The following is a 14,351-nucleotide window of genomic DNA, read 5'->3' as shown; positions in this document are numbered from 1 at the left end:
CTCGAAAACTACCGAACCTGCCCTGACGATAGTAAAACCCAAGGCTAAAACCGGCGTATTCACATGCCCGCCCCAACCCTTTTCCCACTGACTGGAGATCCCGTGTCTAAGACTCGACTTAACCCATCTAATTTGTCCCCCAACATCTACAAGACCCTCGTCAAGTACGACGCCCAGATCTACAGCGAGACTACGCTGAACAAAGAGTTGATCGAGCTGATCAAGGTCAGAATCTCGCAACTGAACGGTTGCGCATTTTGCATTGATGTCCATAGCAAACATGCGCTGAGTCTGGGCATTGCCGAACGAAAACTCCTGCTTTTAAATGCCTGGAAAGAAGCCCCCCTGTTCACTGAGCAGGAGCAGGCGGCGCTGCGCTGGGCTGAGCAAGTGACTTTTATTCAGAATCTGGACGATAAGCAGACGCCACTGCATGAACTCAAGGCTCACTTCAATGACAAGGAAATCGTCGATCTGACGTATCTGGTCGGTTTGATCAACGTCTGGAACCGCTTGGCTATCAGCATGAACTACGAAATCAGCCTCTAACTAACGGAGCATTTTCCATACGCGACGCTGTGCTAGCACCTGGCGACCGTATTTCCAAAGCAGGTTTGAAGATGATCCTGCTGACCTGGCTTGCCGCCGATCCCGAGCGGCACGCCTTCCTGAGCCGGGAAAAAATGGCTCCGATTGTGACGCGGTCCAAATCTGAGGCCGGCCAGGGAATCAGTCTGGATGCAAAATTGCTGTGGCAGGAAGGAGCCGGACACTCGGCCGTCATCCACAGCAAAGATCAGGACGAGATTCATCAGTTTTCCAGCACCCTGCCCGCCGGACGCATTCTGGTCAATATGCCCGCTACCCAAGGCATATTGGGCATCAGCTCGGATATTGCGCTCTCATTCATGCAAGGGTCGGGTTTTTGGGGAGGCAATATTTCCGAGCCCGTGCATTGACGGCATCTGGCCAACATCAAGCGCGTGACATTCAAGCCATAAGCCTCAGGGCTGCAAGGCGCCCGCTTCTTCGGTGATCCGGCGATCGCCTTTAGGGGAGGATACGATGCCTGGACCGCCAAGCCTACCCCATGCAAACAGGCCAGACAGACCGCACGACGGTCTGTCTGGCCTGTTATGTTTTCCGAAACGTGCTTCCCTAACGAATCTGCTCCGCCACCATGAATCCGGACGCCCCTGCCAAGCCTGGACCTGGGTGAGTAGACGCACCGATGTGGTAGACGTTTTTGTACGGGGTTGCGTGGGAGCGCGCACCGTTACTGGCCGCAAAGGGGCGCATCCAGAAGAACTGGTCGGGCGAACAGATGCCCGAGTACGGGTCGCCGCCCACCAGATTGCAATTGATGGATTCCAGGTCGGCGGGCGAAAGCACTTTCTGGCCCACAATTTGTTGACGCAGACCGGGCATGACGCCTTCCAGTTGGTCGATAATGCGCTCGGCCACGGCCTTGCTGACTTCTTCGGACCATTTTCCGTCTTCCGGCACGTCGATCTTGCCAGCCGCATCGCCACGCAGCTTCGATGGCATGTCCTGCATCTGCATCCACAAAATCCATTTGCCTTGGGGTGCTCGGCTGGGGTCCACCGCGCAAGGCTGACCAATCGCCACGGTGAACCTGGCCGGAATCAGGCCGTTATTGGCCTGGGCCACGCTCATGCTGACGTCTTCCAGGCTGTCGGACAGGTGCAGCAACGGTACTTTCAGCAGCTCCGGATCGCTCCAGTTCGGCATGCTGTCCAGCGCCAGATGAATTTGCATGTCGCCACGGCCAAAGCGGTAGGCATTGGCTTGCTTACGCACTTGGGCAGGAGCGCCCGGCAACAGACGGCCATAGAGCTGTGGCGGAGTGACGTTACACACCACATGGCTGGCTTCGTAGACTTGGCCACCGGCACGCACGCCACGGGCTTTTTGTCCTTCCAGCACAATTTCTTCTACTTCGGTGTTCAGTTGAATGCGGCCACCGGCTTTTTCAATAATGGCGCATAGCGCACGCACCAGATTCTGGCCACCGCCTTTCACCACCGGCATACCACCGGCCACCACGGCGGCAAAGGTCAGCTTGCCGATCAGGGCCGAGCAGGCGTCGTCAGGGCCCAGGCCCGAGTGCAAGACCCAGGGAGCCATCATGCCGCGCACCCGGTCATCTTTCAGTTCACGATCGGCCCAGCGGCGGAAGGATTCCAGGGACTCACGTCCGTACTGAACCATGCCGTCCATGCGACGCTTGCGCCATTGCGAGAACAGCAAACCCAACAAGCCACGGCTGTAAGGCTCGGTGCCCAGCAAGCCAAAGGTCAGACCGGCATCGCGCTCGAACAACTGGCTGCACATGGCACCGAAGGCGTCGCCATCGCCTGCTTGCAAAGCATTGATACGTTGAATCGAATCGCCCACATCGTGACGCAGGGCCATGCCCTTGCCATCGCTGCCCACCACGCCGGTGGTATAGCCGTTTTCCAGAAACTCGACCCCTTGGGCAGCCAGATCATCCTTCAGGCGTGCATACGCCGCCCCGGAGGTAAACAAGGGGTACCAGGATGACAGCAGCTCATGGGTAAAACCGGGGAACAGTTCCTCGGTGCGGATACACCCACCCGCACGGTCGTTACGCTCCAGCACCAGAACCTGCTTGCCTTTTTGCGCCAGCAAGGCCGCACACACCAAGGAATTAATGCCACTGCCCACCACAATGACGGCATATGACTTGTTATTTGTTGAATCTGTCATCCCACACCTTTTTGTAAATTGCCCTGAACGGGTTCAGGGCTTGTAAACATGCCGCAAGAAACAGCTGTCAACAAGCCCTGGGCATCTTTTACCGCACTTTTCTATTTATGAGCCAGACGACTGCGCCTGCCAGCGTTCAAACCAGTGACGGGGCGACTTGCCCTGCTCTGGCCCAAGCACGGAAAAGCCACCGTCGACGGGCAGGTCGATCCCTGTCATCCAGGAAGCGGCACCCGACACAGCAAACAACACCACCTGGGCAACCTCTTCGCCGGAACCGACTCGGCCCAACGGATGAACTTGTGCGCCCACCTGATTGGCCAGTTCACGCGAGCCACCGCTCATGCGCTCAACGGACGGCGACCAGGTCCAGGCGGGCGAAACCGTCAGGACACGAATCCCCGATGGGGCCAATTCCACCGCCAAGCTTTTAGTGAACTGCAAAATGGCCGCTTTGGACGCTGGGTACAGCGCGCGTCCGGCCACGCCAAACTTCCCACCGGTACTGCCCATATTGATGATGACCCCGCCTGGGCCCATATGCGGCGTGGCTTTCTGGGCCAGAATCGCGCTGGAGATCAGGTTCACATCCAAAGTCTGATGCCACAACTCGCGGCTGGAAGCCAGCCCTTCGTCCCCGTAGGAGCAGGCATTGTTCACCACAATGTCGATGCGTCCGGTTTGTGCCAATGCGGCCTGCACGCAGGCATCGAGCTGCGCATCATCACAAATATCGGCAGCCAGAAACTGGGCCTTGCCCACAGCCTGCAGGCGCGCTTCAGTGCGCTGTCCCTCTTCCTGGCTGCGACCCACCACCAACACCCACGCACCAGCGGCACACAGAGCCAGAGCGATATCCGCTCCCAGCCCTTGGGTAGCTCCGGTCACAATGGCGACCTTACCGTGTAAATTCACCTGCATATCCTGTTGCATGGGCTTCTCCTACTCTGCTTGTGGCGCGCCAAAGACGGCTGCCCAATCTTCGTCACGATCAATATGCGCTATCAGGCTCATGCTGGCCAGGGAGGCTTCATGCGTGGCGGGCGGTGCGCCGCAGGCGCTGGCCACCACCGCCACTTCATAGCCCATATCCACCGCATGGCGCACCGTGCTTTCCACCACGGAATGGGTGGCCACACCGGCAATCACCAAGCGCTCCACGCCCAAACGACGTACCACCGGCTCCAGCGCGGAACCAAAGAAAGCGTTGATGCGCGTGTGATGGACTTCAAACTCGTTGGGCAAGGGAGCCAGCCCGTCAAAGAACTGGGCTCCCCAACTGCCAGTCTGCATGGCACCGATGCGTTTCACATTGTGCAAAATCGGGGCGTTGCACAGCAGATCGGCATAGTCTGGCCGGTAGCCCACCCGCACATGCACAATGGGCACGCCCTGTGCACGCGCCTGTGCCAGCAGACGGCCTGCGGCCTCGATCAGCGCCTGACGCTGGGGGCTGTCAGCCTCCACTCCCACACGAATCAGGCCATCAGCATGCAGGACGTCGTTTTGGTAATGCAGGGCCAGCAAGGCGGTGTGATGGGCTGCCGACATCAGATGTACACCTGAATGGCGCCGTGGACCGCATCACGATCGACCAGATTCACCTGCTTCATACGCAGTTTCCAGCCACCCCCCTCCTGGGCCTGCAGCTTGTGAATCAGGCTACCCACCCGGTGGACCGGATCTTTGCCGCGCCATTCCATGGAGTGAAAGCTGGAACGCACCACCAGATAACCTTCAGGATCGGTCCCGTCTATCATCACATTACCCAGCACGCGGCAGGACTGGGTAATCGGCTGCTGGGACCAGTTGCGGTGGTTTTCCAAGCGACGAATACGCAATTCACGCAGCAGCTTGTTTTCCCAGCACAGGGAAATGTGCTCGTACGGGCTTTGCTGATCGTAGCTGTGAGGAATCCAGTACATGCCTTCCTCGGTCCACAGATCCAGCCATGCTTGCCAGCGGCGCTCGTCCAGCAAGCGGGCCTCGTGATAGATGAACTGCTCCACTTCGCGGATGGCTTCCAGGCTCAGGTTCACAGGTGTGACCTGATCCACGCTGACGTCAAAATCAATATCAAACAACATAAGAATTCTCCTTGGCTCGGACAGCAGCCCGCTTAAGCCTGTGAGGCGGGGGCGATAGGCTCACCGGAAGCCGAACGCACCGTGGCTTTACCACTGTCTTCCGACTGCGCTGGCGCGTCGTACAGGCTGGTAGTCATGAAATGCTTCCAGGCGCGGAACTGGTTACGCATGGGCAGTTCACTGGTGCCATTGGTCGCCACCATACCGCCTTCAATTTCCTTGTCAGTGCCGTCATAGCGATGCATGCTGATCCAGTCGCCACCGTTGGTTTTATTACCTTCCTGGCAACGACCATAGACCTCAATGTCGTCCGGCATCACGTTGGACGAGGGGGAGTTGATCAGGTTGGCATACATCAGGCCGCGTTTGTAAATTTCATCCGGCGCCCCTTTCAGGCGGAACAACTGAATTTCGACATGTGTGCGATCCACCGCCACAGGACGAATCACGCGAAACTGCTGGAATACGGTATGGGGCGAGCCACTGCCGTAAATGATGCTGTTGTGGCGGTTCTCGCCCAGAATGTTCAGGGCTTTTTCTTCGCCATAGGCTTGTTTCAGGGTTTCGTAGTGCGCCTTGGTGACAGGATCAGTCTCAATGGCACCGGGATTGAAAATGCCTTCCATGTAGCCATGTCCGTTATCAAAGGCGTACAAGTCCAGCTTTTCCCAGAAACCGTAAGGCTCGCCGTTGCCGTCCATGATGTGCAGCTCCAGCGGCATGGAGCCATAATCTTTGGCCTGCTCGCGGGCCGCCACGTAGGATGACTCATGCGTGACATTCGCGTGCATGGTGTCGTGCAGATTCTCGTAGAACACTTTCCAGTTGGACGGCTGCCAGACCTTGAAGCTGCCGCCGGCCACTTCCACTTCCCCCACTGGCGAGCGATCGCACAGATTATCGATGGAACTAATGATGGGCCCCAGAAACTCCTTCAAATCCGGGCCGTGGGCACTTTGACAGGCAAACACAAAACCACGGTACGTTTCCACACGAGCCACACGGCGCATGGAAAAGTCCGGATGTTTGGGGTCGAAGCAGGTGCCCTCAAAGCCATTTTTCATGGGCGCAGCCAAATGCTGACCGTCCAGCTTGAACGTCCAGGCGTGGTAGGGGCAACGGAAGAACTTGCCGGCATTGCCACACCCATCGGCCACCACTTTGGCACCCTTATGGGGACAGCGGTTGTACAGCACGTACACCTTCTTGTCGCTGCCGCGAACCATGATGACGTCCTGACCACCCAACAAGGTCGTGTGGTAATCGCCCGGATTGGGCACCTGGCTGTCGTGACCAATGTAAATCCAGGCACGGCCATAAATGCGTTCCATCTCCAGACGGAAGATTTCAGGGTCGGTATAGACCGATTTATGTACGCTGTCTCCCCGCACCAGTGCGGCCAGCTGTTCGTTGCTATAGCTCATCATTAACCTCCTTGCTGCCGGATGCTTGACGCATCCTCTTTATGACTTTTCCATCTTGCACTGCGGCGCAAAATGATCCTGGAATTGCTCAAATACGGTGGACACAATCTTGTTGCTCATCTGGCCCTTGTCATTCGGGGCCACTTCGCGCATGTAATAGGTCTGCACCGGATATTGGTTGTTGTTGAAGGCAAAGGCCCCGCGCACAGACTCAAACGGCGCACTGCGCAAGGCTTTACGCAAGGCCTCACGATCGGTTGCCGCTTTCGGGTCGGCCTTCAGTGCGCCATCGAGCAACAGGGCAGCGTCATACCCCTGAGAGGCATACATGGACGGCAAGCGGCCATAGGTTTTTTCAAAATCCGCTACAAAGCGTTTATTGACCGGATTATCCAGATCCGGTGACCATTGAGCGGCATTGGCCATGCCTTTCATGGACTCACCGATGGCAGCAATGGTGTCCTGATCGGCCGAGAAGCCGGGGGTGTACACCGCCAATTGCGTGGACAGGCCCGAGTTGATCAGCTGCTTGATAAAGGACACACCCATGCCACCGGGCAGGAAGAAGAACACCGCATCCGCGCCCGACGCACGCATTTGCGCCAGCTCGGCCGCATAATCCATCTGACCGACCTTCACATAGACTTCGTCGGCAATCTCGCCCTTGAACAAGCGCTTGAAGCCTTCAATGGACTCACGGCCACCGGGATAGTTGGGGGCGATCAAATAGACTTTCTTGTGCGCCTGATCGGTCACGTACTTGCCCATGGCGGCGGGAATATCCTCGTTCTGCCAGGACACGCTGAAAAAATTGGGGTGGCAACGCTCGCCTGCGTAATCGGCCGGGCCGGTGTTGGCGGAAATGTAGACGGTGTCACTGTTCAAAATCGTCGGCATCACGGGCAGCAGCACATTGGAGAAGGCCATGCCGGTGATCACGTCGACCTTGTCGCGCTTGACCAGACGGTCCACGGCCTGACGGCCTTCCATCGGTTTTTGCTGATCGTCCAGCACCGTCAGGGCCACATCCACGCCACCGAGCTTGCCGCCCGAGTGCGTCAGGCCCAGCTCGAACCCATCGCGAATTTCTGCGCCAATGGCCGCTCCGGGACCGGACAAGGTCGTGAGCAAACCGACCTTGAATACTTCCTGACTGGACACCGGGCTACAGGCCAGGGCCAAGGCCAGCGTGCTCATGCAAAACGCCACTTGCTTTTTCATGTTTGTCTCCGTCCTCTGTCTTTCAAAAAACTGGACTTTAGGTCTGCCTGGGATCACCCCCAATACGCCGGAAACTGTGTATCACTGACGCCGGTGGTCTGTGCGGCGCTTGTCCTGCAGGCCTGGGGAAACGGGCCCAATAGACTACGTGAATACAGCAATTCCCAGTCGTATCCCAATCTGCTAAGGTGCCGGGACAGGATTACTGTTTTAGGTTTGAAATACATTAGACCGGCTCAGAACAGGCGGCTATCCAGATATGGCAAGCCTTATCCCTAACCGGCAAAAATTTGGAGACACACATCATGCAAGCGTGGTTTATGTCAGGCTTGGCCCCCTTGCAACACAGTGCGCCGCGTTTTCAATCGCGCTGCCCAGACCAGACTCGCAGCGAGACTGCCGGCTTTTTGACCGAGCATCGCCTGACCTGGAATGACGGCCCGGTCGATGCCTCGCTGCGCTATGCGAGCAGCCACAGCTTTTCCTTTGTCTTGCTTAAATATGGTGCAGCCGTGCAGGTGTCGCCGGGGATTCTGGAAGATTTCCTGCTGTTTCAGGTGCCGATACAGGGACGATCCTGTATCCGGGTTGGTCGGGAGTACGTCCAGGCCAACCCCAAAGTCGCCAGCGTCATCTCCCCTTCTTTGCAAGTCGAGCTGGACTGGGAGCAAGGCTGTGAACAGTTTTTGGTGAAGATCCCGCGCTACAGGCTGGAAGAGGTGGCCCGCCAAACCTTGGGCCTGAGCCTGGACCGGCCCATTGAGTTTGCCGCTGGCATGCCCTTGGACTCACCGCAAGGTTGCGCCTGGCAGCATCAAATTGGCAGCCTGCTGGCTTATGGCGGACATCTGCCTCCGGAAATGGATCAATGGTCGCGCCAGGCCGAGGACAATCTGTTGCTGCATCTGTTTCATACCCAACCCGGCAATTACAGCCGGCAGTTGCAGCAAACTGTGCGCCCGGCCAGTTCGCGCCGGGTACAAAGGGCGGAAGATTTCATGCGCGCCAGTCTGGACCAGGCCCTGACGCTGGAACAAATCGCTACCGCAGCCTGTGCCAGTGTCCGCAGCCTGACGCTGGCATTTCGTACGGAACGGGGCCTGAGCCCCATGCAATTTTTAAAGCAGATTCGTCTGGAAGCGGCCCAGCAGGCTATCCGCACCGCCACACCTGGCACCCAGGTCAGCGAGATTGCCTTGCGCTGCGGTTTCAACCATTTCGGCCGCTTCTGTGCCGACTACAAGTCCCGCTTCGGGCGTTCGCCCTCGCAGGACTTGCGCATCGTCGATTAGTCTTTCAAGGCCTTGCCGGGAACCCAGACACGGCCATCAAACAGACGGCGCGCCGTACGGTAGAACGAACCGGCCTTGGCAAACCACTGGCCGTCTTTCTTTTCCACTTCCGCGCCTACGGTCAGCACGCCGGAAGGCATACCCAGACGCAAGGGGCCTTGAGGAGCGACGGAGTCGGACAGACATTGTGAGGGCAGGCTGCCCGTCAGCCGAGCGGCCACCGCGGTACACAGCGAGATCGTCAAGGGCAAGGCGCGGTGCGGCTGACCATTGGAAATCACACGGGCCACCAGATCAATATCCTTGGCAGGCACCACCTCACCCGACAGCGTGGGGTTATCCTGGGCAGGTGACACAATGCAGACAAACGGCACGATGCGAATCTGACGCGCAGCTTCCACATCGGGCGCAATGCCCATGCGTACCGAAGCCTGCACGCGGATGGCGTCCAGACGCTCCAGCACGTCAGGATGCGCCTCCAGCCAATCAGGCAGTTCCAGACCAGTCAGACCCACATCGGCAGCGCGTACAAAAACAGCGGCATTGGCAGCATCCACCAGCGAGACTTCAATACGGCCCACGCCCGGCACATCCAGCCATTCGGTCAATTCACCGCTAGGCAATAGGGAGCCGGTCGAGGCACCGCCCGGTTCCACAAAGTCCAGACGGATAGGCGAACCGGTACCACCTACGCCGGGAATGGACAGATCACCGTCATACCGGGGCTGGCCATCTTCGACGGTGAAATGCGCATGGATGATCTTGTTGGTATTGGTGTTCAGGATGCGCACACACGCTTCGCCATCCTCCACCTTGACCATGCCTTGTTCAACGGCATAGGGGCCGACTGCCGAGCTCATATTGCCGCAGTTGCCGCGGTAATCCACCTTCTCTTCCTTGATCGCCACTTGTGCAAAGGTGTAGTCCACATCGGCGTCCGGATGGCTGGACGGGCCGATAATACACACCTTGGACAGTGAGGAGACCCCGCCACCCATACCGTCCAGTTGACGACCGTACGGGTCGGGCGTGCCCATGGCCGCCGCAAACAACGGTGTCCAGTCCTCGCGCTTGGCAGGCAGATCTGCGATATTGAGCATCAAGGCTTTGCTGGTGCCACCACGCATGAACACGGCGGGAAGGGATTTTTGTTTCATCACGTCATTCCTGGTTCTTGGCTTGCGCCATTAAAGAAAACTGCGCCGTCTCCTGCATGGGTTCGGCGTGAGAGACTATCGGTTCACTAACAAAGTCTGATCGGATCGTGCGCTGTTGTCGTTCCAACTGCTGCACTTTTTCCTCACTGGCATTGCCCAGATGGCGGGCTAGCAAAGCGGAGGCCTGGGCGCGTTCGCCCTTTTCCAGCAAATCCAGAATCGCCAGATGCTCCAGACACTGACGACGAATACGTTCCCGATCCAGCGTTTCCTGGTATTCCAGCAGGCGCCGCAACTGGTTCTGACGGGTGACGGTCTGAGCGATAAAACGATTGCCCGACAAGGAGGCCAAAGCCTCATGGAACGTCGCATTGGCCTGATACATTTCAGCATGTCCCGCATATCGCCACCCCCCATCGGCCAAGGCTTGCTGTTGCAGACGCACCCGGCGCAAGACGGCCGAATCAATTGCAAAGCTGGGCAGCAGCATGGCCGCCGGCTCCAGCATCTGCCGCAAGGTATAGCTCTCCTCACAAGCCTGGGGGCCGTCAATCATGGGTAGAAACGACCAGCCCTTGCTGGCACGCTGTTCCATCCAGCCTTCATTGGCGGCGCGGGCCAGAACACGACGCACACGCTCACGCGTCAGGCCATAACGACGCATGGCATCGTTTTCCGACAAGGTGTCGCCCCAAATTCCGGAGAGCTTGTCTCGAGCCAGCTGCAAATAGATCTGGTCATCCTGGCTGGTGCCCAGCTCTTCTTCGATCACACCGAGCTGATCGGCCCCTTTCAACAGGTACAAACCCCGCCGGGGCGGCTGGGCGCCCACAATGCCTTTTTCCGCCAGATAGGCCAGCGCTCCCCGTATGGGCGAGCGCGATGCACCCAGCGCGTGGGCCAGCGATTGTTCCGTCAAGTGATGCCCGGCCTGCAAATGCCCTGCCCGCACGTAGTCCAGCAGGCGATGCGCCAAGGTGACATGCAAAGAATTGGATTGGCCTTTCATGCCGGTTTTCCTAAAAATCAACGCGATTCTCGATCATTTTATTGTACTATATACAAACAAAATACAATTCAATTGTTTTTTCAAGGCCCCAGACGCATAACTTTATTGATTACTCTTGCCTAGGCGGGCCCTGTCTGTCTGGCTACTTACTACGGATGAATCGTTTGCCATGTCCCAGTCTCTTGCCCTACAAACGCTGTCCCTGAACGGACGTTCCGTGCGTTACGTTCCCATTGCCGACATACCCGGTATTGAAAAGCTGCCCTATTCGCTGCGTGTCTTGCTGGAAAACCTCTGTCGTCAAAAGGCCGTGCGTCACGCCGACGTGGATCAGGAAATCGATTCCCTGCTCCAGCGCAAGGTGGGCGATGGCATCACCTTCTACCCTGCCCGCGTATTTGGTCAGGACATTCTGGGTTTGGTAATGTTGCTGGACATGGCGGCCTTGCGCGAAGGCGTACAAGCGGCCGGAGGCGACGCCAGCCGCGTGCGCCCCCAAGTCCCTATCGACGTCATTATCGACCACTCCCTGCAAGTGGACAGCTGGGCCAACCCCAAGGCAGCCGACATCAATCTGGCCCGCGAGTACGAGCGTAATGGCGAACGCTTTGCCTTTTTGCGCTGGTGTTCGAGCAACTTTGACGGCGTCAAAGTGGTTCCGCCCGGCAAAGGCATCATGCACCAGTTGCACATTGAGCATATTGGTCAGGTCGTCTGGACCGAAGAAGGCAAGGATGTGGATCTGGTCTACCCCGATAGCTGCGTGGGCACCGACAGCCACACGCCCATGGTCAACGGCCTGGGCATTCTAGGCTGGGGCGTGGGTGGCATTGAAGCTGAAGCGGTGATGGTGGGCCTGCCCGTGGCGATTGCCTTGCCAGCGGTGGTCGGCATTGAACTGAGCGGCAAGCTAAATGACGGCGTATTGCCTACCGATCTGGTGCTGGTCATTACCCAGAAACTGCGCGAGCTGGGGGTAGTGGGCAAGTTTGTCGAGTTCTTTGGCCCCAGCGTGGACGAGCTGTCCCTGGGCGACCGCGGCATGATCGCCAATATGGCACCAGAATACGGCGCCACTGCGGTGTTTTTCCCGATCGATGACGCGGCACTGCATTACATGCACATGACAGGCCGCCCACAAGAGCAGATTGATCTGGTCGAGCAGTACAGCAAGGTACAAAAGCTGTGGCGTGATCCGGCCGCTCCCGCTCCCGTGTACGACACCGTGCTGAAGCTGGATCTGAGCAGCATCAAACCCAGCTTGGCCGGCCCCAGCAATCCTGAAGATCACCTGGATCTGGATGCCGCGGCTCAGTCCTTCCCCGCCCATCACCAGAAAATTGCCGGCCGTCCTTACGATCCGCAACGCGCAGTGCCCGTGGAAGGCGAGGACTTCGTGTTAAATGATGGCGATGTGGTCATTGCCGCCATTACCTCCTGTACCAATACGGCCAACCCCGCCAATATGATGGCCGCCGGCCTGCTTGCGCGTAACGCTGTCGCTCGTGGCCTGCGCAGCAAACCTTGGGTCAAGACCTCGCTGGTGCCAGGTAGCCAGGTGACCGCCGACGTGCTGGAACGCGCCCAGTTGCAGGATGATCTGGACGTGCTGGGTTTCAACATTGCCGGTTTTGGCTGCACCACGTGTAACGGTGGTTCGGGACCGCTACCTGCCAATATCGTCAACGCGATTGAATCGGAGAAGCTGATCGCCACCGCCGTGCTGTCCGGCAACCGCAACTTTGAAGGCCGCATTCACGCCAACGTGCGTGCCGCTTACCTGGCATCGCCCGCTCTGGTCGTGGCCTACGCCCTGGCCGGCAATCTGAATGTGGACCTGACCCGCGACCCGCTGGGCAAAGATCAGGACGGTAAAGACGTCTACCTGAGCGACATCTGGCCCAAATCCGCCGAAGTGCAAGAAGCCATCCACGGCGCTTACGACCGCGATCTGTTCATCGAACGCTACGCCGAGCTGTACGACGGTGGCGAGCCTTGGGACGCCCTGGCCCGCGAAAGCAATGGCGGTCACTACCCCTGGGAAGCCGACAGTACCTACATCCGCAAACCGCCTTACTTTGACGGCCTGCAGCGCGAGCCTGCCCCCGTGGCCAACTTGCACGGTATGCGCCCACTGGCCATTTTGGGTGATTCCATCACCACGGACCATATCTCGCCCTCCGGTTCGATCAGCCTGGGCACGCCTGCCGCTGACTTCCTGCTGTCCAAGGGGGTGGAGCAAAAAGACTTCAACAACTACACCACGCGCCGTGCCAACCATGAAGTGGTCAAGCGTGCGACTTTCGCCAACATCCGTCTGCGCAACAAGATTGTTCCCGGCGTGGAAGGCGGGGTCACCAAGGTGATGCCCGAGGGTGAAGTGATGCGCATTTTTGAAGCTGCTCAAACTTATCAGGAACGCCAGGTTCCGCTGCTGGTCATCGCCGGCAAGAACTACGGTTGCGGCTCGTCCCGTGACTCGGCGGCCAAAGGTCCGGCACTGCTGGGGGTGAAAGCGGTGGTTGCCGAAGGCTTCGAGCGTATCCACCGCACCAACCTGGTCGGTATGGGTGTGCTGCCCCTGCAGTTTCAGGAAGGCACCAATGCCGACACATTGGGCCTGGATGGAACCGAAACCTTTGACGTCAAGGGTCTGGAAGAAAACCTGGGCGTACGTTCGCAAGCCCAGCTGATTATCCACCGTCTGGATGGCAGCACCCAGTCCGTACCGGTCACTGTACGACTGGATACTGTCGAGGACATGGAGTATTGGCGTCACGGCGGCATCCTGCCCCGCGTCTGGCGCAAGTACCTGGAGGACTAAGCCTACCCTGGCTTAGGCCAACAGGCTGTCGCTTCTCTCAAACGCCAGGGCCCACGCCCTGGCGTTCCTGTTTGGCCAGCCCCAGCCAGTGTTCTATGCGGCCCAGGGCATAGCGCGCGCTTTGCTGACGGATTTCATCCCGTGTGCCGTCAAACACAATCGTCTCGGTATACACGACCAAAGGATCAAACTTGTCCTGCGGCTTGAACAGCCACGCAAAGCACTGCGTTCCGGCGGGAATCTGTGGCTCGGCAATATCATCGGCCACGCCGGTATTGGCAATGATCAGATTGGCCGGAGTCAGTTGCGCTGCGCCTTTGGCCATGGCTCTGGCTACCGCTTCACTGCACAGATTGTTTTCCGACAGCACGCTTTGGTCCACGCCCAGGCAACGATACTTGGCTTGTGGCGAATAGGTCACAAACGCGCAGTCGAGTACGGCTGCCGCCCCCTTCTGGTCGGCCAGGGTGGATGCAATCAAACCCGCCGTGCATGACTCCGCCGTTGCCAGCGTCAGCTTGGCATCGCTCAGGATATTGACCAGGCTAGCCAGATCCAGATTTTTCATGACAAACCCTCCTTATCA

13 protein-coding genes are annotated in these 14,351 nt (G+C 58.3%); 4 read left to right on the top strand and 9 right to left on the bottom strand.

The genetic code is table 11. The features are described 5' to 3' along the window. Window positions 1-102: 102 nt before the first annotated feature. Together VF694_RS08625 and VF694_RS08620 are read left to right on the top strand one after the other, a co-directional pair. Window positions 103-549, top strand: coding sequence for a carboxymuconolactone decarboxylase family protein (locus VF694_RS08625; protein WP_153008891.1), 447 nt, complete (start codon window positions 103-105; stop codon window positions 547-549). A gap of 71 nt (window positions 550-620) precedes the next feature. After that, complete coding sequence (locus tag VF694_RS08620) at window positions 621-959, top strand: hypothetical protein (RefSeq protein ID WP_003801655.1); 339 nt, start codon at window positions 621-623, stop codon at window positions 957-959. Between the two features lie 199 nt (window positions 960-1,158). Here the strand turns inward: VF694_RS08620 and VF694_RS08615 are convergent, their stop codons facing one another. The 6 genes from VF694_RS08615 to VF694_RS08590 all read right to left on the bottom strand — a co-directional run bounded on the left by VF694_RS08615 (window position 1,159) and on the right by VF694_RS08590 (window position 7,483). Beyond that, entirely contained in the window at window positions 1,159-2,751 is a 1,593-nt protein-coding gene (locus VF694_RS08615; RefSeq protein ID WP_240209313.1) for a phytoene desaturase family protein, read from the bottom strand. A gap of 105 nt (window positions 2,752-2,856) precedes the next feature. After that, on the bottom strand, window positions 2,857-3,684 hold the full coding sequence (locus tag VF694_RS08610) for an SDR family oxidoreductase (protein ID WP_440164107.1): 828 nt from the start codon (window positions 3,682-3,684) through the stop codon (window positions 2,857-2,859). A gap of 9 nt (window positions 3,685-3,693) precedes the next feature. Beyond that, window positions 3,694-4,302, bottom strand: coding sequence for a cysteine hydrolase family protein (locus tag VF694_RS08605; RefSeq protein WP_003801661.1), 609 nt, complete (start codon window positions 4,300-4,302; stop codon window positions 3,694-3,696). Next, window positions 4,302-4,838 carry an aromatic-ring-hydroxylating dioxygenase subunit beta gene (locus VF694_RS08600; protein ID WP_003801662.1) on the bottom strand — a complete coding sequence of 179 codons (537 nt, stop codon included), beginning with the start codon at window positions 4,836-4,838 and terminating at the stop codon, window positions 4,302-4,304. Before VF694_RS08600 ends, VF694_RS08605 begins: the two co-directional genes overlap by 1 nt. Before the next feature lie 32 nt (window positions 4,839-4,870). Then, the gene (locus VF694_RS08595; RefSeq protein ID WP_003801664.1) at window positions 4,871-6,262 is read right to left on the bottom strand and encodes an aromatic ring-hydroxylating dioxygenase subunit alpha; all 1,392 of its coding nucleotides are present in this window, start codon (window positions 6,260-6,262) and stop codon (window positions 4,871-4,873) included. A 39-nt stretch (window positions 6,263-6,301) separates the two neighbouring features. After that, window positions 6,302-7,483, bottom strand: a complete 1,182-nt coding sequence (locus VF694_RS08590; protein ID WP_131071475.1) for an ABC transporter substrate-binding protein — start codon at window positions 7,481-7,483, stop codon at window positions 6,302-6,304. Between the two features lie 305 nt (window positions 7,484-7,788). Here VF694_RS08590 and VF694_RS08585 point away from each other — a divergent pair, with 305 nt between their 5' ends. After that, window positions 7,789-8,775 (top strand): helix-turn-helix domain-containing protein, encoded by a 987-nt coding sequence (locus VF694_RS08585; RefSeq protein ID WP_059317863.1) that lies wholly within the window; start codon window positions 7,789-7,791, stop codon window positions 8,773-8,775. Here VF694_RS08585 and VF694_RS08580 read toward each other — a convergent pair. Continuing rightward, window positions 8,772-9,932: a 2-methylaconitate cis-trans isomerase PrpF family protein gene (locus VF694_RS08580; protein WP_003801669.1), complete on the bottom strand. Its 1,161-nt coding sequence runs from the start codon at window positions 9,930-9,932 to the stop codon at window positions 8,772-8,774. The genes VF694_RS08585 and VF694_RS08580 overlap by 4 nt on opposite strands. Before the next feature lie 4 nt (window positions 9,933-9,936). Then, window positions 9,937-10,941, bottom strand: a complete 1,005-nt coding sequence (locus VF694_RS08575; protein WP_003801671.1) for a GntR family transcriptional regulator — start codon at window positions 10,939-10,941, stop codon at window positions 9,937-9,939. 169 nt (window positions 10,942-11,110) lie between these two features. On the opposite strand from VF694_RS08575, the gene acnA reads away from it, so the two are divergent. Beyond that, window positions 11,111-13,765 carry an aconitate hydratase AcnA gene (gene acnA / locus VF694_RS08570; RefSeq protein WP_003801673.1) on the top strand — a complete coding sequence of 885 codons (2,655 nt, stop codon included), beginning with the start codon at window positions 11,111-11,113 and terminating at the stop codon, window positions 13,763-13,765. A 37-nt stretch (window positions 13,766-13,802) separates the two neighbouring features. Here the strand turns inward: acnA and VF694_RS08565 are convergent, their stop codons facing one another. Beyond that, window positions 13,803-14,333, bottom strand: coding sequence for a CinA family protein (locus VF694_RS08565; protein ID WP_301607120.1), 531 nt, complete (start codon window positions 14,331-14,333; stop codon window positions 13,803-13,805). Window positions 14,334-14,351: the final 18 nt, after the last annotated feature.

Origin of the sequence: Alcaligenes sp. Lyrl_28, assembly GCF_051948705.1 — a bacterium.
In the GTDB taxonomy this organism is placed as follows: domain Bacteria; phylum Pseudomonadota; class Gammaproteobacteria; order Burkholderiales; family Burkholderiaceae_B; genus Alcaligenes; species Alcaligenes ammonioxydans.
The sequence above is the reverse complement of the archived record's forward strand: the minus strand, read 5'-3'. Positions and strand labels throughout refer to the sequence as shown.

Coding starts and splice junctions, on each gene's coding strand:
- VF694_RS08620 (WP_003801655.1), top strand. CDS start 621: ATGATCCTGCTGACCTGGCTTGCCGCCGATCCCGAGCGGCACGCCTTC.
- VF694_RS08615 (WP_240209313.1), bottom strand. CDS start 2,751: ATGACAGATTCAACAAATAACAAGTCATATGCCGTCATTGTGGTGGGC.
- VF694_RS08610 (WP_440164107.1), bottom strand. CDS start 3,684: ATGCAACAGGATATGCAGGTGAATTTACACGGTAAGGTCGCCATTGTG.
- VF694_RS08605 (WP_003801661.1), bottom strand. CDS start 4,302: ATGTCGGCAGCCCATCACACCGCCTTGCTGGCCCTGCATTACCAAAAC.
- VF694_RS08600 (WP_003801662.1), bottom strand. CDS start 4,838: ATGTTGTTTGATATTGATTTTGACGTCAGCGTGGATCAGGTCACACCT.
- VF694_RS08595 (WP_003801664.1), bottom strand. CDS start 6,262: ATGAGCTATAGCAACGAACAGCTGGCCGCACTGGTGCGGGGAGACAGC.
- VF694_RS08590 (WP_131071475.1), bottom strand. CDS start 7,483: ATGAAAAAGCAAGTGGCGTTTTGCATGAGCACGCTGGCCTTGGCCCTG.
- VF694_RS08585 (WP_059317863.1), top strand. CDS start 7,789: ATGCAAGCGTGGTTTATGTCAGGCTTGGCCCCCTTGCAACACAGTGCG.
- VF694_RS08580 (WP_003801669.1), bottom strand. CDS start 9,932: ATGAAACAAAAATCCCTTCCCGCCGTGTTCATGCGTGGTGGCACCAGC.
- VF694_RS08575 (WP_003801671.1), bottom strand. CDS start 10,941: ATGAAAGGCCAATCCAATTCTTTGCATGTCACCTTGGCGCATCGCCTG.
- acnA (WP_003801673.1), top strand. CDS start 11,111: ATGTCCCAGTCTCTTGCCCTACAAACGCTGTCCCTGAACGGACGTTCC.
- VF694_RS08565 (WP_301607120.1), bottom strand. CDS start 14,333: ATGAAAAATCTGGATCTGGCTAGCCTGGTCAATATCCTGAGCGATGCC.